Origin of the sequence: Acidovorax sp. NPDC077693 (assembly GCF_044542805.1) — a bacterium.
In the GTDB taxonomy this organism is placed as follows: Bacteria; Pseudomonadota; Gammaproteobacteria; order Burkholderiales; family Burkholderiaceae_C; genus Acidovorax.
Window position 1 is genome coordinate 1 of sequence record NZ_JBITVD010000025.1, and the last position, 22,988, is coordinate 22,988.

General features: G+C 69.0%; 16 protein-coding genes. 6 read left to right on the top strand and 10 right to left on the bottom strand.

Annotated features, from left to right (window positions below):
• Window positions 1-451 precede the first annotated feature (451 nt).
• Window positions 452-1,618, top strand: a complete 1,167-nt coding sequence (locus tag ACIGHN_RS26050) for a pyridoxal phosphate-dependent aminotransferase (RefSeq protein ID WP_396507071.1) — start codon at window positions 452-454, stop codon at window positions 1,616-1,618.
• A gap of 131 nt (window positions 1,619-1,749) precedes the next feature.
• Here the strand turns inward: ACIGHN_RS26050 and ACIGHN_RS26055 are convergent, their stop codons facing one another.
• The 4 genes from ACIGHN_RS26055 to ACIGHN_RS26070 all read right to left on the bottom strand — a co-directional run bounded on the left by ACIGHN_RS26055 (window position 1,750) and on the right by ACIGHN_RS26070 (window position 8,980).
• Window positions 1,750-5,610: an EAL domain-containing protein gene (locus ACIGHN_RS26055; RefSeq protein WP_396507073.1), complete on the bottom strand. Its 3,861-nt coding sequence runs from the start codon at window positions 5,608-5,610 to the stop codon at window positions 1,750-1,752.
• A 160-nt stretch (window positions 5,611-5,770) separates the two neighbouring features.
• Window positions 5,771-6,697 (bottom strand): DMT family transporter, encoded by a 927-nt coding sequence (locus ACIGHN_RS26060; RefSeq protein WP_396507075.1) that lies wholly within the window; start codon window positions 6,695-6,697, stop codon window positions 5,771-5,773.
• Window positions 6,694-7,293: a methylated-DNA--[protein]-cysteine S-methyltransferase gene (locus ACIGHN_RS26065; RefSeq protein WP_396507077.1), complete on the bottom strand. Its 600-nt coding sequence runs from the start codon at window positions 7,291-7,293 to the stop codon at window positions 6,694-6,696. Before ACIGHN_RS26065 ends, ACIGHN_RS26060 begins: the two co-directional genes overlap by 4 nt.
• A 64-nt stretch (window positions 7,294-7,357) precedes the next feature.
• Window positions 7,358-8,980, bottom strand: coding sequence for a DNA-3-methyladenine glycosylase 2 family protein (locus tag ACIGHN_RS26070; RefSeq protein ID WP_396507079.1), 1,623 nt, complete (start codon window positions 8,978-8,980; stop codon window positions 7,358-7,360).
• A gap of 158 nt (window positions 8,981-9,138) precedes the next feature.
• Between ACIGHN_RS26070 and ACIGHN_RS26075 the strand changes: the two genes are divergently transcribed.
• The 3 genes from ACIGHN_RS26075 (at window position 9,139) to ACIGHN_RS26085 (ending at window position 12,770) form a co-directional block, all read left to right on the top strand.
• Window positions 9,139-10,527, top strand: coding sequence for a phosphomannomutase/phosphoglucomutase (locus tag ACIGHN_RS26075; RefSeq protein WP_396507081.1), 1,389 nt, complete (start codon window positions 9,139-9,141; stop codon window positions 10,525-10,527).
• Between the two features lie 72 nt (window positions 10,528-10,599).
• Window positions 10,600-11,391 (top strand): carbon-nitrogen hydrolase family protein, encoded by a 792-nt coding sequence (locus tag ACIGHN_RS26080; protein WP_082486135.1) that lies wholly within the window; start codon window positions 10,600-10,602, stop codon window positions 11,389-11,391.
• Window positions 11,388-12,770 (top strand): 3-deoxy-D-manno-octulosonic acid transferase, encoded by a 1,383-nt coding sequence (locus ACIGHN_RS26085; RefSeq protein WP_396507083.1) that lies wholly within the window; start codon window positions 11,388-11,390, stop codon window positions 12,768-12,770. The genes ACIGHN_RS26080 and ACIGHN_RS26085 overlap by 4 nt, the downstream gene beginning before the upstream one ends.
• A gap of 99 nt (window positions 12,771-12,869) precedes the next feature.
• Here ACIGHN_RS26085 and ACIGHN_RS26090 read toward each other — a convergent pair whose 3' ends face one another.
• The 6 genes from ACIGHN_RS26090 to ACIGHN_RS26115 form a co-directional block, all read right to left on the bottom strand.
• Window positions 12,870-14,219 (bottom strand): TolC family outer membrane protein, encoded by a 1,350-nt coding sequence (locus ACIGHN_RS26090; RefSeq protein ID WP_396507085.1) that lies wholly within the window; start codon window positions 14,217-14,219, stop codon window positions 12,870-12,872.
• 84 nt (window positions 14,220-14,303) lie between these two features.
• The gene (locus tag ACIGHN_RS26095) at window positions 14,304-14,645 is read right to left on the bottom strand and encodes a rhodanese-like domain-containing protein (RefSeq protein WP_396507087.1); all 342 of its coding nucleotides are present in this window, start codon (window positions 14,643-14,645) and stop codon (window positions 14,304-14,306) included.
• Between the two features lie 35 nt (window positions 14,646-14,680).
• A complete protein-coding gene (locus tag ACIGHN_RS26100) occupies window positions 14,681-15,394 on the bottom strand; it encodes a protein-L-isoaspartate O-methyltransferase (protein WP_056166378.1) in 714 nt (237 codons plus the stop codon).
• Between the two features lie 41 nt (window positions 15,395-15,435).
• Window positions 15,436-18,630 carry an efflux RND transporter permease subunit gene (locus ACIGHN_RS26105; protein ID WP_396507089.1) on the bottom strand — a complete coding sequence of 1,065 codons (3,195 nt, stop codon included), beginning with the start codon at window positions 18,628-18,630 and terminating at the stop codon, window positions 15,436-15,438.
• Window positions 18,631-18,644: 14 nt separating this feature from the next.
• Entirely contained in the window at window positions 18,645-19,820 is a 1,176-nt protein-coding gene (locus ACIGHN_RS26110; protein ID WP_396507091.1) for an efflux RND transporter periplasmic adaptor subunit, read from the bottom strand.
• 2 nt (window positions 19,821-19,822) lie between these two features.
• Window positions 19,823-20,521, bottom strand: a complete 699-nt coding sequence (locus ACIGHN_RS26115; protein WP_396507093.1) for a TetR family transcriptional regulator — start codon at window positions 20,519-20,521, stop codon at window positions 19,823-19,825.
• Between the two features lie 348 nt (window positions 20,522-20,869).
• Between ACIGHN_RS26115 and ACIGHN_RS26120 the strand changes: the two genes are divergently transcribed.
• Complete coding sequence (locus tag ACIGHN_RS26120; protein ID WP_396507177.1) at window positions 20,870-21,670, top strand: GntR family transcriptional regulator; 801 nt, start codon at window positions 20,870-20,872, stop codon at window positions 21,668-21,670.
• A 43-nt stretch (window positions 21,671-21,713) separates the two neighbouring features.
• Window positions 21,714-22,916: an ABC transporter substrate-binding protein gene (locus ACIGHN_RS26125; RefSeq protein WP_056166363.1), complete on the top strand. Its 1,203-nt coding sequence runs from the start codon at window positions 21,714-21,716 to the stop codon at window positions 22,914-22,916.
• Window positions 22,917-22,988 lie beyond the last annotated feature (72 nt).

Below are 22,988 nucleotides of genomic sequence, written 5' to 3' on the forward strand. Positions count from 1 at the left end.
GGGGTGAGCGTGTGCCGAAGGACACACGCATCGTGAACTGACTCGCTGCGGATGTTTGAGCGTAGCGCGGCAGCGCGCAGCGAGTTCCGCAGCGCGCCCCACGACCGAGCACCGCAGGTTGCCCCACTCGCCGCAGGGCGAGTGGGGACGCAGGCTGTAGGGTCGCCCTTTCTTTGGTGACTTTCTTTCGGCGACGCGAAACAAACTTACTCGCACGCCGGGCGACTCCCGGCCTCCGCCCTCAACAAAGGCATGCTGCCCATCAGCGAGCCTGCGAGCAGCGCCCTGGTTTCGACAGGCTCAACCCGAACGGCGATGGGCTGATGCGCCCAGGTTTCGGCAAACTCAACCTGAACGGTTGGGCTCGGCAGGCGCCCGAGTGCCATTGCCATCGCACCTGCAGCTATGCTCAACCATCCTCCTTCCCCCAGACCGCCCAAGGACCCCTCCCATGCGCCTAGCCGTAGAAAACCTAGAAGCCTCCAAAATCCGCGAAGTCGCCAATGCCGGCATGAGCCGCGCCGATGTCCTGGCCTTCTGGTTCGGCGAGAGCGACGAAATCACCCCCGAGCCCATCCGCCAGGCCGCCATCGAATCCCTGCAACGCGGCGAAACCTTCTACTCCCACAACCTCGGCCTGCCCGATCTGCGCCAGGCCATCGCCAGCTACGCCAGCGCCCTGCATGGCCCCATCAGCGCAGACCGTATCGCAGTGACCTCGGGCGGAGTCAGCGCGCTGATGATCGCGATGCAGGCATTGCTCGATGCGGGCGATGATGTGGTGGCCGTCACGCCCGTGTGGCCCAACCTCACGGCCCAGCCCGCCGTGCTGGGTGCGCGTGTGCACTGTGTGCCGCTGCGGGCCGAAGGCGGTGCGTGGACGCTGGATCTGCAGGCGCTGCTCGACGCCATCACCCCCGCCACGCGCCTCCTCATCGTCAACGCGCCCAACAACCCCACGGGCTGGACCCTCACGCGGGTGGAGCAGCAGGCCATCCTGGAGCACTGCCGCCGCACCGGCACCTGGATCCTGGCCGACGAGGTCTACGAGCGCCTGTACTACGGTGCGACACCCAACGGCTGCGCGCCGAGCTTTCTGGACATTTCTGACGCCGAAGACCGGCTCATCGTGGTGCAGAGCTTTTCCAAAAGCTTCCTCATGACCGGCTGGCGCCTGGGCTGGCTGGTGCTGCCACCTGCGCTGGTGGATGCCGTGGGCAAGCTGATCGAGTTCAACACCTCCTGCTCCAGCGTGTTCACCCAGCGCGCGGGTCTGGCGGCACTGGAGCACGCGGGCGAGATCACGCCGCCCCTGGTGGCCCACATGCGCCGCTGCCGCGACACGCTGCTGCCCCGGCTGGCGGCGGTGCCCCAGGTGGAAGTTGCGAGCCCGCTGGGCGGGATGTACGCGTTTTTCCGCCTGCATGGGTTTGATGATTCGCTGGCCGTGGCGCAGCGGCTGGTCAGCGAGGCCGGCCTGGGTCTGGCGCCGGGCAATGCCTTCGCGCCCGAAGCCCAGGGTTGGCTGCGCTGGTGTTTTGCGTCCAAGGACACGGCACGCCTGGACGCCGGTGTGCAGCGCCTGCAAGCCTGGCTGGACACAGCGGCCCGAAGCTGAGGCAGAGGCACCGCAGGCGCGACGCCCGGTTGCCACGCGGCGAGGCGCGGCGTGCCTCGACACTGCGAAAAGACGATTTGCTTCTTATTTGATAGCTTGCTGCGCCTGCCAGGCGCGCGCTAGCGGGCTTTCTACCGCAATGCGCCGTGGGCCTGCCGCTGCCACCCCGGCGGCGGCTGCCACTCCGATGACCAGCTGAGAAAGTCTCCGAGCGGCATCGGCCGGGCAATGCAATACCCCTGGGCCTGCGTGCAGCCCAGCTGCAGCAGCATCTGTCCCTGCTCGACGGTTTCCACGCCTTCGGCGATCACGCGGTAGCCGAAGGAGCGGGCCAGGCCGATCACGCCTTGCACGATGGCCAGGTCGCCGGGGTCGCCCATCATGCCGTGCACGAAGCTCTGGTCGATCTTGAGCGTGTCCATGGGCAGGCGGCGCAGGTAGGTGAGGGACGAGTAGCCGGTGCCGAAGTCGTCGAGCGACACTGCCATCCCCAGGGCGCGCACTGCGTGCAGGGTGTGCGCCACGGCGGCCAGGTCGTACAGCGCGGCGCTTTCGGTGATTTCGATCTCGACCAGGCGGCCGGGCACGCTGGGGTGGCGCTCCAGGCATTCGGCCATCCAGTCCGCAAACCGCGGGTGCTGCAGGTGCTGTGCGGCGATGTTCACGCTGATGGGCAGGCCTGGCGGGTTCTTGCGGGCCTGCATCTGTTCGAGCACCTGGAAGGCGGCTTCGATGACCCATTCCCCAAAGCCGATCTCAAGCTCGGTGCCTTCCAGCATGGGCAGGAACTCGCCGGGCGAGACCACGCCGCGTTGGGGGTGCTGCCACCGGGTGAGCGCTTCGGCACCCACTACGGTGCCGCTTTTCATGTCGACCTTGGGCTGCAGGTACAGCGTGAACTGGGCGTCCGCCAGCGCGCCTTGCAGGTGGCGCCCCTGTTCGCGCAGCAACTGCAGCGCGCGCTCCTGGGCCGCGTCGAATTGGTGGAATCGGTTGCGCCCGGCCTGCTTGGCGGCGTACATGGCCTGGTCGGCATGGCGCAGCAGGGTGTCTGCGTCGGCATCGTCCTGCGGGAACACGGTGTAGCCGATGCTGGCCGTGACGACCACGCGCTCGGTGTCCAGCGTGTAGGGGGCCGAGATGCTCTCCATCACCCGGTGCAGCATGCGCTCGCAGTCGTGCACGGATTCCAGCTCGGGCAGCAGGATCACGAACTCGTCGCCGCCCAGGCGGGCCACGGTGTCGAGCGGGCGCAGGGCGCGGGTCAGCCGGCCGGCCACCACCACCAGCAGGCGGTCGCCGGCGCCATGGCCCAGGCGGTCGTTCACGGGCTTGAAGCCGTCCAGGTCCAGGTAGGCCACGCCCAACGGAGTGCCGCGCTTGCGCGCCTGCGCCATGGAGTCCTGCAGCTTGCGCGCCAGCAGCACGCGGTTGGGCAGGCCGGTGAGCGCGTCGAAGAGTGCCAGTCGCTGCAGCAGGACCTCCTGCTCGCGCTGGGGGGTCACATCGATGGCCACGCCCAGCATGCGTTGGGCGCGGCCATGCGCGTCGGCGCCGACGATCTTGCCCAGGCTGCGCACCCAGCGCACGGCGTCTCCGGCCTGGTTCACCCGCCAGGTGGCGTCGAACGGGGTGCCGGGATGGGAGATGTGGCGCGCCATCTCGGCCGTGATGCGGTCGATGTCGTCGGGGGCGATGCCGCTCGTCCACTGGATGGTCGCGGGCGCCGCTTCAGGGGATTCGAGCGGTGGCAGCCCGCGCATGGTGCGCCAGCGGGTGTCGCCGCTCACGGCGCCGGTCTGCAGGTTCCAATCCCACAGGCCCAGCGACGCGGCCGAGATGGTGAGCGAGAGCAGTTCTTCGCGTTCGCGCACCTGCTCTTCGCTCCTCTTGCGGTCGGTGATGTCGTGCACCGAGAACAGCCAGCAGGGCTCCCCGTCGAACTGGGTGGCGCGCATGGACTGCAGCACCGTGCGGGGCGGGCCGCCGCGCACGTTCAGCGTGATTTCATAGCTGCCCAGGTGCCCCGTGCCGCCCTCGGCCTCCAGCAGGCGCGCGCGGTCTTCCTCGGTGAAGATGCCCAGTTCGATGGCGGTGCGGCCGATCGCCTGCTCGCGCGGTATGCCCAGCAGTTCCACCCACGCGGGGTTGATGTCCACATACCGCCCGTCGTTGCGGTGCGACAGGCCCATGGGGAAGGGCATGAGGTGAAAGATGCGCGAGAACCGTTCCTCGGAATGGCGCAGGCGCTGGTCCGAGCGTTTGGCCTCGTCGATGTCCTGCATCACGCCACGCACGCGGGTGACGCGGCCGTTCTCGACCACGGGCTCGCCCCGTGCGCGCACCCACACCTGGCGCCCGTCGGCGTGCAGCACCTCCATCTCCATGCTCCACTCGGTGCGCTCGCGGATGCTCTGGCGGATGCGCTCGCGCAGCGGCTCGCGGTAGTCCGGTGCCACCAGGCGGTCGATGTAGTCGTGGGGCAGCGGCGAGCCCGGGGGCAGGCCGTGGATGTCGAAGCACACGTCCGACCAGTACACCAGGCCGCGCCCGCGTTCGTCCTCCCAGGCGCCCAGGCGCGCCATGCGGCCGGCCTGCTGCAGCAGGCTGTTGAGGGCCCGCAGCTCGTCGCTGGTGCGATGGGCTTCGGTCATGTCGTGGAAGATGAAAACAAAGCAGTTCTCGCCATCCACAAGCACGGAGCGTGCCGACATGAGGCCCGGGATGCGCACACCCCGGCCCTGCGCCACCAGCGGCAGGCGGTCCACCCGGCCATCGCGCCGGAAGGTCTCGACCAGCCGGGCGCGTTCCTGCTCCGACGCCCAGATGTCGAGCTCGGTGGACGTGCGGCCGATCACATCCTCGCGCGGGCGGCCCAGCACCTCGCAAAAGGCCGGGTTCACGTCGATGTAGCGCCCGTCCGAGATGCGCGAGATGCCCGCCGGGTCGGGCAACGTCTGGTAGAAGGTCGTGTACTTGGCCTCGGACGAGCGCAGCGCATCTTCCACCTCGCGGTGGGCGGTGATGTCCACGTCCATGCCGATGAGGGCGGTGGGTCGGCCCTGGGCGTCGCGCCGGGCCACGGTGCCGCGCGACATCAGCCAGCGCCAGCGGCCATCGGTGTCCCGCACGCGGAACTCGGCCTCGTAGGTTTCGTCCAGCCCGTCCATGGCGCGCTCGAGCCGGGCGGCATTGCGCTCGGCGTCCAGCGGGTGGCGGCGCCCGTACCAGCGCTCCCACAGGCCTTTCGCATCGGCTTCTTCGCAGCTCACGCCGAAGGCCTCGTAGAACTTGCCGTGGCAGCGGAACTGGCGCTCGACCACATCCCATTCCCACCGGCCACCGCCCAGTGCGTCCATGGCCAGTTGCAGTTGCTGCTCGCGCTGCACCAGCGCCTCCTGGGTGCTGGTGCGCGCCATCTCTGCGCGGGCCTTGCCGGCCAGCAGCAGGCGGCCCACGCCCAGCATCAAAAAGCCTGCGCCGTGGTGCCAGGGCAGCGTGGTGGGCCAGGGTCCCAGGGTACCGGGCACCTGGTTGGCCAGCCACAGGCAGGCCGACACGGTCAGCGGCAGGGTCACCGTCAGGCCCGCGAGGGCGATCCACGCTGCAGACCGCAAAGGCAGGCGCCGCGATGCGCGCCGCCACAGCCAGGCCAGCAGCCAGGTGGCCCCCAGCACCATCACGGCGGGGGGCGTGGCGGACGGGGCCATGAACACCACGGCCAGCAGCGCAGCCAGGGCGGTGACGGCCGCCGGCAGTCCGCCGAAATACAGGCCCATGAACGCGACGACGGTGGGGTAGGCCACGATGCCCAGCTCGGGCGCGTTCCAGTGCAGGGCGGTGAAAGCTGTCGCCGACACCACGCCGCCTGCGGCGCCCAGCAGCCAGCGCGTGCGCCGGGACGGGCGCAGCGCTTCGTGCGGCGGCAGCCACTCCAGCACCAGCAGGAGCAGCATCAGCACGGTGCCCGCCATCAGGGTGTTGTTACCCATGGCGGTGTGCGAAGCGGTGGCAGACCTGCCAGGGGCTGATGGCCGTGGCGGCTGTCAGCGCCTTGGGCCGGGGGCAAACTGCGCCGGCACCGCATCCTGTGCTGTCGTCAAGCACAAGCATCCGGTCGCAGCAGCCCAGGGGAAAAACCATTCCCCGAGTTTATGGCTGTTCCGGCTGGGCGCGCCCGGGGCGCAGCGTCCTGATAAGCCCCGTTGACAGCAGCGTGCCGCAAACGATCACCAGCGCGCAGCCCACCATCCACGGCGTGATGCGCTCGCCCAGGAAGACGGAGCCGTACAGCACGGCGAACACCGGCGCGATGAAGGTCACCGCCAGCGCCCGGCTGGGGCCTGCACTCGCGATGAGTCGGAAGTACAGGATGTACGCAATGCCGGTGCACAGCACCGCCATGGCCACGATGGCGCCCCAGGCGCGCAGGCCCGGCATTTGCGCCGGCCACAGCCAGAGCGTGGGCAGCGCCAGGCCCAGCGCCGCGCCCAGCTGGCTGCCGGTGGCCGTGGCCAGCGGCGGAATGCCGGTGAGGTGGCGCCGCGCGAAGCTGGCCGACACCCCATAGAAGCACGACGCCAGCAGGCAGGCGGCAATGGCCCATTCAGCGCTGTCGGTCTTGAAGCCCGTGCCCGCCGGCGCGCGCCAGGCCAGCAGCGCAACGCCCACGAAGCCGAGCGCCAGGCCCGCCCATCGCAGCCGGTTGATGCGGTCACCCAGCCAGGCCCAGGCGATCAACGCGCCGAACAGCGGCACCGTGGCGTTCAGGATGGACGACAGCCCGGTGGCGATGTGCAGCACCGCCCAGGAGAACAGCGCGAACGGGATCGCCGAGTTGATGACGCCCGCGAACATGATGGGCCGCCAGTGCTGGCGGAAGGCGGGCCAGTGGCCCTGGCGCAGCATGATGGGCCACAGGAACACCGTGGCCAGCGCCACGCGCAGCCCGGCGGTGGGCAGCGGGCCGAACTCCGAGGCGCCCAAACGCATGAAGAGGAAGGATGACCCCCACAGCGCCGCCAGCAGAGTGAATTCGCCGATCCAGGCGGTGACGGGTTGGGTTCCCGGGCTGTTCATGCGTGCTCTTTCAGGGTTTGAATGTCGTGGTCGTCCGGCAGCCAAGGCTGCTGCCGCAGGTGCGGTGGCTGCGGGTGGCCGTGCCGGTGCGGCGCATGTTCCAGCGCCAGCAGGGCCGTTTTGCGGTCCAGCCCTCCAGCGTAACCGGTCAGGCTGCCGTCTGCACCGAGCACGCGGTGGCACGGCACGATCACGCTGACCGGATTGCGCCCCACGGCCGCGCCCACGGCGCGCACCGCCAGCGGCCGGCCCAGTTGCTGGCCGATGCGCCCGTAGCTGGTGGTGCCACCGCGGCCGATGGCCAGCAGCGCGCGCCATACGTCCTGCTGAAACGCCGTGCCGCCCGACAGGTCCAGCGGCACATCGAAACCATGCCGCTCGCCCCGCAGGTACTGCTGCAGCTGGCCTGCGGCCTCTTGCAGCAGGGTGTGGCCGGCCGCCTCGGCCCAGGCGCGATCGCCGTGCAGCAGGTGGACGGGCTCGTGCCGCTGGCCCTCGAACCAGACACCGCACAGGCCCGCGGGCGACGCGGCCAGGCGCACGGGGCCCAGGACTGTGCTGGCGCCCGCCTGCACGGTGTGGGGGTGGAAGAACATGGGTGAATCCTGTCGATTGATGAATAAAAATGCCCTCTACCGCTTGATAGGAAAGCGCTAGCAGCTATGTTTTTGATAGCTTTTCATGAAGTGGGCTGGTGGGAGCGGGTTGCGCCACGGCGGTGGTACCCGCAGCCCAGGCCCGCAGCACCGCATAGCTGCGCCAGGGGCGCCACGCCTGTGAGGCCTCCGTCGCCGCGCGGGCCGGATTCTTCTCGCCCTGCACCTGCAGCGCCTTGTGCAGGGCGACGTCGCCCGCCGGAAAGGCATCGGGCCAGCGCAGCACGCGCATGGCGATGTACTGCGCGGTCCAGTCGCCGATGCCGGGCAGGGCGCACAGCGCGGCGGTGGTAGCGGCCACGTCGGCGCCCGCCTGCAGCGCCAGGCCCCTGCCGTCCACCGCGCGGGCCAGCGCCACGATGGCGGCCTGCCGCTGGCGCACGATGCCCAGTTGGCCCAGGGTGTCGCCATCGGCCATGGCGAGCGTGGCTGCGGTGGGGAACAGCCGGTTCAGCGCAGGCCAGGGGGTGTCGATGGGCTCGCCCAGCCGCTCCACCAGGCGCTGCCCCAGCGTGCGCGCCGAGGCCACGGTGATCTGCTGGCCCAGCACCGCGCGCACCGCCAGCTCGAAGCCGTCGAACGCGCCGGGCACGCGCAGGCCGTCTCCGTCCGGGAAGTACGGGTGCAGCACGGCGTTGATGGCGGCCGGGTCGGCGTCCAGGTCCAGCATGGCGCGCACGCGGCGGATGACGAGCGGCAGCACCGGGTACAGGCTGTCGCTGGTCTGCAGCAGCACCTGGTGGCGGGCCGCGTCGAAGCGTGCGCTGAACCAGCCGGTGGTCTCCTGCGCCATGCCGGTGCATGCGGCCGGCAGCCGCACGGTGCGCCGCAGCGTGGCCTCGTGCGGCAGCACCCATTCGACGCCGTGGAACTGCCGCCGCTCGAAGAACGCCAGCAGCGCGCCCACATCGAACGGCGGGCGCCAGGCCAGGCGCAGTGTGCTGCCGGTGTCGTGTGACCCGGTTGTGCCTCCCTTGCTGGCCGGTGCGCCGCTGCGCCGCAGCTGGGTGGGGTTGAGCCCGTAGTGCCCCACAAAGGCCGCATTGAAGCGGCGCACGCTGGCAAAGCCGCTGGCCAGCGCCACCTGGGTCACGGGCATGCAGGTGTCGGTGAGCAGCTGCTTGGCGGTCAGCAGGCGGCGTGTCTGCAGGTACTGCAGGGGCGACACGCCCAGGGCCGCCTCAAAGATGCGGCGCAGGTGCCGGTCGCTCACGCCCAGCCGCTCGGCCAGGCGGGCCACCGTGGCGCCTCTTTCGGCCTGGGTGGTGGTTGCGGGTTGGGCAGGCCAGAGGTCCGGAGCATCCAGCAGCCGCACCGCCTGCTGCACCAGGATGCTGCTCGCATCCTGCACCGACCACACCAGGGCCTGGGGCGCCAGCTCGGGCCGGCAGCGCAGGCACGGGCGAAAGCCCGCGTGTTCCGCCTGGGCGGCCAGGGCGAAAAAGCGGCAGTTCTCGCGCCGCGGCGTGCGCACCGCGCACACCGGGCGGCAGTAGATGCCGGTGGAGGTCACGCCGGTGAAGAAATGCCCGTCGAAACGCGCATCCCGCGCCATCACTGCCAGGTAGCGGCCGTCATCCGGGGCGGTATCGGCAGCGGCGGCAGAGGGCGGGGCAGGGGAGGTCATGGGCCCGATCATAGGCAGTGGGCGCGTGCGCACTGGCCGTTTTCGGACATGTGCCTCCCTGGGCGGTTTTCGGGCCGCGGGGTGATTGCCCTGGGGCACGGAATGCCCCGCCTACAATGTGTCGGACTCCCTCTCATCCCTTCGCGAAAGGCCCCTACGTGCAACCCACGCCCGCCATTTTCAAAGCCTATGACATCCGCGGCATCGTGCCGTCCACTCTGAATGAAGACGTGGCCCTGGGCCTGGGACGGGCCTTTGGCACCGCCGCCCGCGCCGAAGGCCAGGCCACGGTGGCCGTGGGCCGCGACGGGCGCCTGTCGGGCCCGGCCATGTCGGCGGCGCTGATTCAGGGGCTGGTGGAAGCGGGCATCGAGGTGATCGATGTGGGCCTGGTGACCACGCCCATGCTGTATTTTGCGGCCAGCACGCTGTGCCACAGCGGCATCCAGGTCACGGGCAGCCACAACCCCAAGGACTACAACGGCTTCAAGATGGTGCTCAACGGCCGCGCCATCTATGGCGAAGAGATCCAGGGCCTGCGCCGCACCATGGAGCAGGAAAGCTGGCAGCTGCAGGCCGGCGGCTCGGTGCGGCATGTGGACGTGCTGCCGGCGTACACCGAGCGCATCGTGGGCGACATCCGACTCGCCCGCCCGCTCAAGGTGGTGGTGGACTGCGGCAACGGCATCGCCGGTGCATCGGCCCCCGGCATCTTCCGTGCGCTGGGCTGCGAGGTGGTCGAGCTGTTCTCCGAGGTGGACGGCAACTTCCCCAACCACCACCCAGACCCCAGCAAGCCCGAGAACCTGCGCGACCTGATCGAGGCCCTGAAGACCAGCGACGCCGAACTGGGCCTGGCCTTCGACGGCGACGGCGACCGACTGGGCATCGTGACCAAGGACGGCACCAACATCTTCCCCGACCGCCAGATGATGCTGTTCGCCCAGGACGTGCTCTCGCGCGTACCCGGCGGCGAGATCATCTTCGACGTGAAGTGCACCCAGCGCCTGGCGCCCGCCATTGCGGCGGCCGGCGGCGTGCCGGTGATGTTCAAGACCGGCCACTCGCTCATCAAGGCCCGCATGAAGGAGACGAATTCTCCGCTGGGCGGCGAGATGAGCGGCCACATCTTCTTCAAGGAGCGCTGGTACGGCTTCGACGACGGCACCTACGCGGGCTGCCGCCTGCTGGAGATTCTGAGCCGGTCGCAAGACCCGAGCGCCGTGCTCAACGCCTTGCCCACCAGCTTCTCCACCCCCGAGCTCAATGTCTCGTGCGCCGAGGGCGAGCCGCACCGCCTGACGGCCGAGCTGCAGGGCCTGGCCGCCGGCACCTTCTCGGCGCCCGCCACCGTGAGCACGATCGACGGCCTGCGGGTCGACTGGCCGGACGGCTTCGGCCTGATCCGCGCCAGCAACACCACGCCGGTGCTGGTGCTGCGCTTCGAAGGCCACACCCCCGAGGCGCTGGCGCGCATCGAGGCGGCCATGCTGGCGCTGCTGCACAAGGTCAAGCCCGACGCCCATGTGGGCGCTGCCAGCCATTGATGGGCGCCCTGGCCCTGTCTTTGACTGTCGTTGCCACCTTCTTTCACCGTTGATTTTGAGCGAGTTGCCTGCGTGAACCCACAGTTTTCGACCCCCTTGCGCGTTGCCGCCGCACAGTCGCCCTCCGTCCCGGGAGATGTGGCGCGCAACGTGCAGACCCACCTGGCCTATGTGCGGGTGGCGGCGAGCCAGGGGGTGCAGGTGCTGGTGTTCCCGGAGCTCTCGCTCACCGGCTACGAGCCGTCCGTGCTGGCCGCCAACGTGCTGCATGCCGACCACGCGGCGCTGGCGCCCCTGCGCCAGGCTGCGCGCGACCATGGCATGGCCCTGGTGGTGGGCGGCCCCGCCGCGCCGGTGCAGGACGGCGCACTGCCCGCCATCGGCGCCTGGGTGCTCCATGGCGACGGCAGCGCCGCGCTGTACCGCAAGCGCCACCTGCATGCCAGCGAAGAGTCCTTTGCCAGCCCGGGCACCGACGACGCGCAGGTGCACCTGCTGGCGGGCGAGCCCACGGGCATGGCGGTGTGCGCCGACATCACGCACCCCGAGCATGCCCGTGCCGCGCACGCGGCCGGTGCCACGCTGTACGCCGCCGGAGCGCTGGTCAGCCACCAGGGCTACGGCCCTGAATCCGAGTTGCTGCAGGGCTATGCGCGCGACCACGGCATGGCCGTGCTGCTGGCCAACTACAGCGGGCCGTCTGGCGGCTACGTCAGCGCCGGCGGCAGTGCCTTCTGGGAGGCGGGTGGCCGCTGCGTGGTGGCGGCCGATGGCGACGTGCCCTGCATCGTGTGGGCGGCGCGCGGCGACAGCGGCTGGAGCGGCGGTGTGGTGTCGGTCGACCTGCACCTCGCCGCGGCATGAACCCGGCCCGCGCCCTCTATTCGGTGGTCACCTGGGGCGCACAGCCCCTGCTGCGCCGCAAGCTGCGCCGCCGCGCCCAGGCCGAGCCCGGCTACGGCCACGCGATTGGCGAGCGGTTTGGCCGCTACCCGGCGCCCATCGACAGCCTCATGCCCCACAGCAGCTCCGACCCGCTGGGCCGGTTCGTGTGGATCCACGCCGTGTCGCTGGGCGAAACCCGCGCCGCCGCCATCCTGCTGGCCGCGCTGCGCCAGGAGCTGCCGGGCATGCGCCTGCTGCTCACCCATGGCACTGCCACCGGCCGCGCCGAGGGCGAAAAGCTGCTGCTGCCCGGCGACGTGCAGGTGTGGCAGCCCTGGGACACGCCCGGCGCGGTGGCGCGCTTTCTGCGCAAGTTCCGCCCGGCCATCGGCATCCTCATGGAAACCGAGGTCTGGCCCAACCTGGTGGCGGGCTGCCGCCGGCGCAACGTGCCGCTGGTACTGGCCAATGCCCGGCTGAACGCCAAGTCGCTGCGCAATGCCCAGCGCCTGGCCCCGCTGGCGCGCCCCGCCTATGCCGGACTGTCGGCCGTGTGGGCCCAGACCGAGGACGACGCCAGTCGGCTGCGCGCCATCGGCGCCAAGGTGCGCGGCGTGTTCGGCAACCTGAAGTTCGACGTGGTGCCAGACGCCCGCCTGCTGGCGCAAGGCCGCACCTGGCGCGACCAGGCTGCACGCCCGGTGGTCATGCTGGCCAGCAGCCGCGAGGGCGAGGAAGCCATGTGGCTGGAGAATTTCAAGCAAAAAACGGCGCTACCGCTGGCTGGGCAAGCGCAAGGCGCTATCAATAATGAAGCATCGGGCGATGGTGATGCCACCGCCCGCAGCGTGCAGTGGCTCATCGTGCCGCGCCACCCGCAGCGCTTTGACGAGGTGCACCAGTTGTTGCTGCACGCTGGCCTGACCGTGTCCCGCCGCAGCACCTGGGCAGGGTCGCCCCCGGCCGCCGACGTGTGGCTGGGAGACTCGCTGGGTGAAATGACGCTGTACTACGGCCTGGCCCACGTGGCGATGCTGGGCGGCAGCTACGCGCCGCTGGGCGGGCAAAACCTCATCGAAGCCGCCGCCTGCGGCTGCCCGGTGGTGCTGGGCCCGCACACCTTCAATTTTGCGCAAGCGGCGGAGCAGGCCTGCGCAGCAGGTGCTGCCCGCCGGGTGCCGGACATGGCTGGCGGCGTGGCACAAGCAGTTGCGCTGGCGCTCGACCCCGAACTGCAAAAGAGCGCCAGCTACCGCGCCAGCCGCTTTGCCGACGACCACCGGGGCGGGGCGTTGGCCACGGCGCAGGCCGTGCTGGGCATCGTGTTGCCCGCCAGGTCCATGGCCTCTGGCGGCTGACACGACCGTGCGCGCCACCGCTGTGGCTGTCGCTGCCGGCTGCTGCCAGTGCCTGCCCGTGAAGACGATCTTCGGCGGGGCAGCGCGTGGCGGCTTGACTTATCGGACCAGTAACGCGTTGATCGCCTCGACATCCTGCTGCGTCAGCGTGCCGGCCGCCTGGCGCAGCTTCAGTGTGCCCAGCAGCACGTTGTAGCGGGCCTGGGCCAGGTCGCGCTTGGTCTGGAACAGCTGGCTTTGGGCGTTCAGCACGTCGATGTTGATGCGCACACCCACCTGGTAGCCGAGCTTGTTGGCGTCCAGCGCGCTCTGGCTGGAGGCTTCGGCCGCTTCGAGCGCTTGCACCTGGCCCTGGCCGGACTGCACGCCGAAGAACGCTGCGCGGGTGGCCTGGGCCACGTTGCGGCGGGTGGTTTCGAGGTCGGCGGCGGCCTTGTCTTCCAGCGCCAGGGTTTCACGGATGCGGTTTTGCACCGAGAAGCCGGCAAACAGGGGCAGATTCAACGCCACGCCCACGCTGGCGTTGTTGGTGCGGCTGTTCACGCCCGGGGATGTGACGGTACCGTTGGGGTTGCGCGTGACGTTGTAGCCCGCCTGCAGGTCCACCGTGGGCAGGTGGCCGGTCTCGGCCTTCTTGGTCTCCAGCCGCGCAATGTCGAGCGCGATGACTGCCTGGCGCACGCCGGGCTGCTGGTCGCGGGCGGTGTCCACCCACAGGGCCACATTGTCGGGTTGCACGGTGGGCAGCGGCACGGGCAGGGCGAGCGGCTTAGGGGTCGTACCGGTGATGCCGACGAGCTGGTCGAGCGCCAGGCGCTTCACACGCAGGTCGTTCTCGGCCGCGATCTCCTGCGCGATCACCAGGTCGTAGCGGGCCTGGGCTTCGCGCGAATCGGTGACGGTGGTGGTGCCCACCTCGAAATTGCGCTTGGCCGATGCCAGCTGCTCGGACACGGCGGCTTTTTGCGCCTGCACGAAGGTCAGCGTGTCCTGTGCAGCCAGCACGTCGAAGTACGCCTGGCTCACGCGCACCAGCAGGTCCTGCGTGGCGGCGTCGAGCTGCGCCTGCGCCACGTCGATGCCGCGCTGGCTCTGCTCCAGGTTGATGCGGTTGGCGGGGCGGAACAAGGGCTGCGACGCCTGCACGCCCACGGTCTGCTGCGTGCCGGTGTTCTCGACCGGAGGTCGGCTCAGTTCCACATTGGCCCGGCTCAGGCCGGCTGTCAACCCGGCGGTGGGCAGCAGGCCGGCACGGGCTTGGTCGGCACGGCGCGCCGCTGCATCCAGTTGCGCACGGGCCGACTGCCAGGCCGTGTCGTAGGTGCGGGCCGATTCCACCACTTCCAGCAGGCTCTGGGCGTGCACGGGTGCACACAGGGCCGTGGCCAGCAAGGTCCCCAGTGCCAGGGACAGGGGTGACAAAGGATGTGGCCGGAGCGGGGTCGTCATGAAAGTCCTTCGGAGAAGTCTGCGGATCGGAGGGTGGGAGACAGAAAGAACAGGCTGGGAACGTCGGGGCGGCGGCAGCGGGCTTCAGTACCGGGGCACGGCCGGGTCGTTCTCATGCGACCACACGTCGATGCCGCCCGTGATGTTGGCCAGGCGCTCGAACCCGTGGTGCTCCAGAAAGGACGCCACGCGCAGGCTGCGGGCGCCGTGGTGGCACAGGCAGGCAATGGGGCGCGCGGGGTCGAGTTCGTCCAGGCGTCCGGTCAGCTCACCCATGGGGATGGCGACCAGCTCGAAACCGTCGGCGCGCACGCTCGCGGTTTGCAGCTCCCAGGGCTCGCGCACGTCCAGCACCACGGGCTGGCTGCCTTCGGGGGCCGAGGCGAACCAGGCAGACAGCTGGGCGGGGCGGACGTGGTCGATCATGCAGAACTCCGAAAGGAAAAATCAGACGCTGAAAATCAGAACGTGAAGCCGGATGGCTCGGGGAAGCCGACCAGGCGCGGCGCGATGGTGTCCCAGGGCGACGTGGTCTCGAAACGGTCGCCGGTGCGGCGCGTCAGGGTGAAGCGCATCACGGGCTCGCTGCCCACGATGGCGCCCAGGCGGCCGCCGTCGCGCAGCTGCGAGAGCAGGGCGGCAGGCACTTCGGCCACGGAGCCGCTGAGCACGATCACATCGAACGGGCCATCAGGGATGGGGTCGCGGGCGCCGTCGGCCTGGCGCACGTCGGCGTTCTGGATACCGGCATCGCGCAGGTTCTCGCGGGCCATCTCGGCCAGCTCTGCGTTGATTTCCAGCGACACCACGCGCTCGGCGCGGTGGGCCAGAAGGGCGGCCATGTAGCCCGAACCTGTGCCAATCTCCAGCACGCGGTCGGTCGGCTTGATCTGCAGGTCCTGCAGGATGCGCGCTTCCACACGGGGCTGCAGCATGCTGTGGCCCAGGCGCACGGCCTCTTCGGCGTCGTTGCCCAGCAGGGGCACTTCGATGTCCATGAACGCCATGCTGCTGTAGGCCGGCGGCACGAACTGTTCACGGCGCACCACGGCCAGCAGTTCCAGCACGTCGAAGTCGAGCACGTTCCACGGACGGATCTGCTGCTCGATCATGTTGTAGCGGGCCTGGGCGACGGGGTCGCTGATGTTGGCAGAGGTGTTCAGGGGCATGTTCATGGGATTTCTCCGTGGGGCGGGTGCAGGGCCGATCGGAACGATCAGGACAAACCCTCGATTTTAGGGGGCGTTGCGCGGGCGCTGCCGAATTTGCGGCGGGCCCAGCCTGCCAGGTCGTCCATGTAGCAATAAACCACCGGCACCACCACCAGCGTGAGCAGCGACGAGGTGATGACGCCGCCGATCACCGCCTGGCCCATGGGCGCACGCTGCTCGGAGCCTTCGGACAGCGCAAACGCCAGCGGCACCATGCCGAAGATCATGGCCAGCGTGGTCATGAGGATGGGGCGCAGCCGCACGCGCGCGGCCAGCAGCAGGGCGTCCGCGCGGGGCAGGCCGGGCACGGTGCGGCCCTCGTCGTTCACGTGTTCCTCGCGGGCACGGATCGCAAAGTCCACCAGCAGAATGGCGTTCTTGGTCACCAGGCCCATCAGCATCACCACGCCGATGATGGAGAACATCGACAGCGTGGAGCGGAACATCAGGAGCGCCAGCACCACGCCGATCAGCGTGAGCGGCAGCGAGGTCATGAGCGCCAGCGGCTGCAAAAAGCTCTTGAACTGGCTCGCCAGGATCATGTAGATGAAGATGATCGCCATGGCCAGTGCCGAGATGGCGTAGCCGAACGATTCGGCCATGTTCTTGGTGGAGCCGCCGAACTGGTAGCGGTAGCCCGGCGGAAAGCTCACGCCCTCCAGCGCCTTCTTGATGTCGTTCGACACCTCGCCGGCCGAGCGCTGCGACACGTTGGCGTTCACCGCCACCTCGCGGGTCAGGTCGCGCCGGTTGATCTGGTTGGCGCCGGTGGACTCGGTCACGCTGGCCACCTGGTTCAGGCGCACGATGCGCGTGGTGCCGTCGGCGTTGGCCAGGGCGAACGGCAGGCGCTCCAGGTCTTGCGGGGCGGTGCGGGCCTCGGGGGCCAGGCGCACGTTCACGTCGTAGGTCTGGTCGTCCGGCGCGCGCCAGTTGCCCACGGTGGTGCCGGCTACCAGGGTGCGCAGCGATGCGGCCATCTGCGACACCGACAGGCCCAGGTCCGACGCCGCATCGCGCCGCACGTCGAGCGCGATGACCGGCTTGTTGGGCTTGGCGCTGGTGTCCAGGTCCACCAGGCCGGGGATGCCGCGGATCTTCTCGGTCACCACCTTGGTCAGGCGCTCCAGCTCCTGCAGGTCCGGGCCCTGCAGCGAGAACTCCACCTGCTTTTGGCCGCCCACGGCGTCCAGCAGGCCCACGTGGGTGATGGTGATGCCAGGCACGGTCTTCAGGCGCTCGCGCAGCACGTCGGACATCTGGTCCACGCTGCGGCTGCGGTCCTTGCGGTCCACCAGGCGCACGTAGATGTTGGCGTAGATCTTGCCCTGCGCGCTGCCGGTGTTGATGGTGGACAGCGTGTAGCGCACCTCGGGCATCTCGCGCAGGATGCCTTCCACCTGCCGTGCCTTGGCCTCGGTGGCTTCCAGCGACGAGCCGACGGGCGTGTAGAAGTTGAGCGAGGTTTCGGAGAAATCGGCCTTGGGCACGAACTCGGTGCCCAGCAGCGGCACCATGAAGATGCTCAGCACGAAGACGGCCAGCGCTATGGCCATCGTCGCCACCTTGTGCACCAGCGACCAGCGCAGGATGCGCTGGTAACCCTCGGCCAGCGCCTCGGTGGCACGGTCGAACCAGCCGGTGACACGGCCGATGGTCTTGTCGTAGAAGGTGACGGGCCCGGTCTTGTGGCCATGCCCGTGGATGCTGGGGTCGTGCCAGATGCTCGACAGCATCGGGTCGAGCGTGAAGCTCACGAACATCGAGATCATCACCGCCGCGACGATGGTGATGCCGAACTCGTGAAAAAACTTGCCAATGATGCCGCCCATGAACCCGATGGGCATGAACACCGCCACGATGGACAGCGTGGTGGCCAGCACCGCCAGGCCAATCTCCTGCGTGCCGTCCATGGCCGCGTTGTAGGCCGACTTGCCCATCTGCACGTGCCGCACGATGTTCTCGCGCACCACGATGGCGTCGTCGATCAACAGGCCCACGCACAGGGAGAGCGCCATCAGCGTGATCATGTTGATGGTGAAGCCGAACATGTTCATGAACAGGAACGTGCCGATCAGCGCGATCGGCAGCGTGAGCCCGGTGATCACGGTGGAGCGCCAGGAGTTCAGGAACAGAAAGACGATCAGCACCGTGAGGATGGCGCCCTCGATCAGCGTCTGGCGCACGTTGTTCACCGCCACGCGGATGGGTCGGGCGCTGTCGCCGATGGTCTCCAGGCGCACGCCGGGGGGCAACTGGTTCTTGAGCTCTGCCACGGCCGCGGTGAGGCCGTCCACCACCTCGATGGTGTTCTCGCCCTGCGACTTCTGCACCGACAGCAGCAGCGTGCGCTGGCCGTTGTACAGGGCGAGACTCTCCACTTCCTGGGCGCCATCGTTGACCCGGGCGACCTGGTCCAGGCGGACGGGGGCCGCATTCTTGCGCGCCACGATGATCTTGCCGAAGTCCTCCGGCCGCTCCATGCGCGCGTCGATCTGCACCACGCGGTCTTGCGCCAGCGACCGGATGGAGCCGACGGGCAGGTCCTGGTTCTCGTTGCGCACGGCCTGGGCCACCTGGTCGGGCGTCACGCCGAAGGCTTCGAGCGCCTGCGGGTTCAGGTAGATGTTGATCTCGCGCTTGGTGGCACCCACCAGGTTCACGGCACCCACGCCGCGCACGTTCTCCAGGCGCTTTTTCAGCACCTGCTCGGACCAGGTGGTCAGCTCCACCGCGCTGCGCTGCGTGCCGCCCGCCTTGTCATCCGGCAGCACGGCCAGCGACCACACGGCGCGGCTGGCGGGGTCGAAGCGCAGCACGCGCGGCTCCTTGACCTCGGTGCGCAGCAGGGGGCGCACGGTGGCCACCTTCTCGCGCACGTCCTCGGCGGCCTTGCGGCCGTCGATGTGCAGCTGGAACTCGATGATGACCACCGCAGTGCCTTCGTAGCTGCGCGAGGTCAGGGCGTTGATGCCGGCGATCGAGTTGACGCCTTCCTCGATCTTCTTGGTGACCTCGCTCTCCACGATTTCGGGCGATGCACCGGGGTAGTCCACGGTGACCACGACCACCGGAAAGTCGATGTTGGGGAACTGGTCGACCTTCAGGCGCTGGTACGAGAACAAACCCAGCACCACGATGGCGAGCATCACCATGGTGGCGAACACAGGGTTCTTGAGGCTGACTTGGGTGAACCACATGGGGTGCGGGCCGGTCAGGGAGCAGCGCGGGGCGCCGATGCTGACGCGCCCGCCGGGGCCGCTGCGGCAGTGGTCACCGCCGTGCCTTCACGCAGTTGCCCGATGCGCCCGTCGATCACCGGCGTGCCTTCTGCCACGCCCTGGACGGCGACCCAGGTCTGGCCGTTGACCACCGAGCGCGCGCCGGTCTTGACCTCGGCGTACGCGATGCGGCCGTCCTTGACCGTCTGCAGGTAGGGCGCGGGCTTGTCGGTGCGCACGGCGTCCAGCGGCACGGTCAGCACCTCGGCACGGCCGGTGTCGAGCGTGCCCTGCACGAACAGGCCCTGGCGCAGCGGCGTGTCGCCCTTGGCCTGGTCCACCCGCAGGTAGACCGGCACGGTGCGGCTGCCGGCCTGCGCGCTGGGGTTGATGCGCGCCACGGTGGCAGGCACCGGGGTCGCTGTGCCGTCGACGGTCAGCAGCGCCTTCTGGCCCACGCGCACGGCCAGCGAATCGGCCGGGGTGAGCAGTGCTTCCAGTTCCAGCCGCGACAGGTCCACCACTTCGATGATGCGGGCGTCCACGGCCACGCGCTCGCCCGGCTGGGCCAGGCGCTGGGCCACCAGGCCGGTGATGGGACTGTTGAGCACGGTGTCGTCCAGCGACTTGCGCGCCACGTCGGCGGCCGACACGGCGGCCTGGTAGCTCGACTGCGCGGATTCGAGGCTGGCCTGCGATGTGACCAGCGCGGTGGGCGAGATGAAGCCCTGGTCCACCAGCGCGCGGTTGTTGGTGTACTGGCGCTGGTTGATGTCCACCTGCGACTTGGCCGCGTCGGCCTGCTGCTGCGCCTGGCGCAGGCGGGCCCGGGCCTCGGTGGGGTCGATGCGGGCCACTTCCTGCCCGGCCTTGACGCTGTCGCCCTCGCGCAGCGTCAGGCCTTGCAGCTCGCCGCCCACGCGCGCCTTGACCATGGCCGATTCGACCGCACGCAGCGAGCCGGACACCGGCACCCCGAGCGTCAGGTTCTGGCGCCGCACCAGGATGATCTCGTCGGCCGCCAACTGCAGCGGTGCCTGCGCCTTCTGGGCCGACGCTTCGGCCAGCGCTTTTTGCTGGGCCTGGCGGGCCGCCATGCCGCGCCAGGCGCCCCCGCCGACCAACACGACGACGACGGCTGCTGCCATCCAGGGAATCCAGCGTTTCATGGTCAGGTGCCGCGTGAGGAAGGGGAGGGGGCGGCAGTGGCGGGGCCATCGGCCCGCACCAGCAGCCCATGGAGCACGTTGTCGATCTGCGCCTCGATGAATTTCTCGGGGTCCAGGTCCATGCCTTCGGGAATGCACACCGACACCGAGTGCTTCCACATCATGAGGAAGATCATCGGTGCCAGCACCACGTGCACGATGTAATCGAGCGACACGGGACGGAACTCGCCGCGCTCGATGCCGCGCTCGATGATGCGGCGCACCAGCCCCTGGCCGGGCAGGATCACCTCCTGCCGGTAGAACTGCATGATTTCCGGGAAGTTCTGCGCCTCGCTGAACATCAGCTTGGTGATGCCCGACGCCTTGGTGGAGCCGATGCGCTCCCACCAGACCTGGTAGCAGTAGCGCAGCAGCTCGGTGGTGCTGCCCTCGAAGGTTTCGAGCTCCTGCGTCCACTCTTCGAAGCGGCCCGCGATGTTCTGGCGCACCACAGCCTTGAAGAGTTCTTCTTTGCTGGGGAAGTACAGGAACAGCGTGCCCTTGGACACTCCGGCCCGCGCGGCGACCTCGTCCACACGCGTGGCCGCAAAGCCTTTTTCGACAAAAAGGTCCAGCGCTGCCTCCAGCAATTCGCCGGGGCGGGCTTCCTTGCGGCGCTCGCGTTTGGTTCCGGCAGAAGGGGGTGGGGAGGCTGAGGTCAAAGGGGGTGCGTAGTTAATGACTGACTGGTTAGTAATGTAGCAAGGGTGTGTGCTGGCGTCAATTCGTTGGTGCCCGGCAGACCGCAAAACCGACACGCAGGCGGCACCTGCGGGTAAACCCCGAGCGTGCGGATTTTGGGCCGCGAAGGCGCCCTGGCAGGGGCGTTCATCGACGCCCCGTGGTGGTGCGCCGTGCTGCTGCAGGCCCCGTCTTTGTGCAAAAGCGCGCTCCAAAAAAGGGAGCGCCTTGCGGGCTGTGGCTCTCTGGCGCAAATGTCCTTAAAACAGGACCAAACGACCCTAAATGTCTTATTGACAGGACATTACCGATGCTTGACGATGAACCCCATGTCGCCCAAGCTGCCACTGCCCAAGTACCACCAGATCTACTTGGTGCTGCGCGAGCAATTGCAGGAAGGCCACTTCGCCGCGGGCCTGCCGGGCGAGCTGGCGCTGATGGAGCAGTTCTCCGTGGCCCGCGTCACCGTGCGCCGCGCGCTGGAGCTGCTGCAGGGCGAAGGCCTGATCTCGCGCCAGCCCGGCCGCGGCACCCGGCCTGTGCCGCAGCCCGACGCAGGGCAGGGCAGCGTGGACGGCTCCCCCCACAGCAACCGCGCGCAACTGACGGGCCTGCTCGAAAACCTGGTCAGCATGGGCTTGCGCACCTCGGTCAAGGTGCTCGATGTGGAGACGGTGACGGCCTCTCGCGCCGTGGCCGGTGCGCTGCAGATCGCCGTGGGCGATTCGGTGCAGAAGGCAGTGCGGGTGCGCAGCACGCGTGAGGGCCCGCTGTCGCACATCACCACCTATGTGCCTGCCGACATCGCCCGCCAGTTCGGCCGGCGCGAACTGGCCCGCAAGCCCATCCTGGTGCTGCTGGAGGAATCCGGCGTGAAGGTGGGCCGCGCCCACCAGACGATTTCCGCCAAGCTGGCCGATGCCGTCGTCGCCCGCCACCTGGATGTGGCCGTGGGCTCGGCCCTGCTGGCGGTGCGCCGCCTGATCCTGGACGACCAGGAACGGCCGGTGCAATGGCTGCACGGCCTGTACCGGCCGGACCGCTACGAATACGAGATGCAGCTGTCGCGCGTCGGCAGCATCGACGCCAAGGTCTGGGTCAGCAAAGAGCTGTCCGCCCAGTTCCACTGATCACAACGACCGCCCCCCGACCCACCCCCCAAGGAGAACGCCCATGAGTAACCGCCGCCATTTCCTATCCCAGTCGGCTGCCGCCGCATCGGCCCTGGCCTTCCCCCTGGTGGGCGGGGCCCAGGCCAAGGCCATCAAGGTGGGTGTGCTGCACCCGGTGACGGGCGCGCTGGCGTACTCGGGCCAGCAGTGCCGCGAGGGCGCGATGATGGCCATCGAGGACATCAACAAGGCCGGTGGCATCAAGTCTCTGGGCGGCGCCAAGCTCGAGGCCCTGCTGGGCGACGCGCAGTCGCAGCCCCAGGCCGGCGCGGCCGAGGTCGAGAAGATGAACGAGGCGGGCGTGTCCGCCGTGGTCGGCGCCTTCGCGTCGGCCATCTGCCTGGCCACCACGCAGGCCGCCGCCAAGTACAACCTGCCGCACATCGTGGACGTGGGCGTGGCCGACCAGATCGTGGAGCGGGGCCTCAAGAACACCTTCCGCTTCGGTCCCGGCTACAAGAAGTGCACCGAGACGGCCATGGCCAACCTGCACGTGCTCAACACCGCCGCCGGCAAGCCAGCCAAGACGGTGATGATCATCCACGAGGAATCGCTGTTCGGCTCCGGTACGGCCCAATTGCTGTCGCGCGAGCTGCCGGGCTACGGCTACGAGGTCAAGGAAGTCGTCAAGCACGCCAACCCCACGCGCGACTTCAACAACATCGTGCTGCGCATGAAGGCGGTCAACCCCGACATCGTGATCCCCGCCAACTACTACAACGAGTACGCGCTGCTGGTGCGCACCATGCAGCAGCAAAAGGTCACGCCCAAGGCCATCTACTCGGTGCTGGGCGGCGCCGCGTCGAGCTACAAGTTCGTCAAGGAGTTTCCGGACGCAGCCAACGGCATCATCGACTGCAACCACTGGTTCAACCCCAAGGACAAGCGCGCGCAGGACCTCAAGAAGCGGGTGGAGGCCAAGGGCCTGTTCTTCAGCTACGAGCTGTTCATGACCTACACGTCCATGTGGCTGCTGGCCGATGCCCTGGAGCGCGCCAAGTCGATGGACCGCGCCGCCCTGATCGACGCGCTGGAAAAGAGCACGTTTGCCGACCACATCATGCCGTACGGCCCCACCAAGTTCGTCGCCGGACAGAACCAGGGAGCCCAGCCACTCATGACCCAGGTGCTGAACAAGGACATCAAGGTCATCATCCCGCGCGACTACCGCGAAGCGGACCCACTCTTCCCCCTGAAGGCCTGAGAACCCCACCTCCGGCCATGCCTGCAACGGCCAGCGCGGCGCCAGAGCACCTGGTGCCAGGCCGCGCCTTTG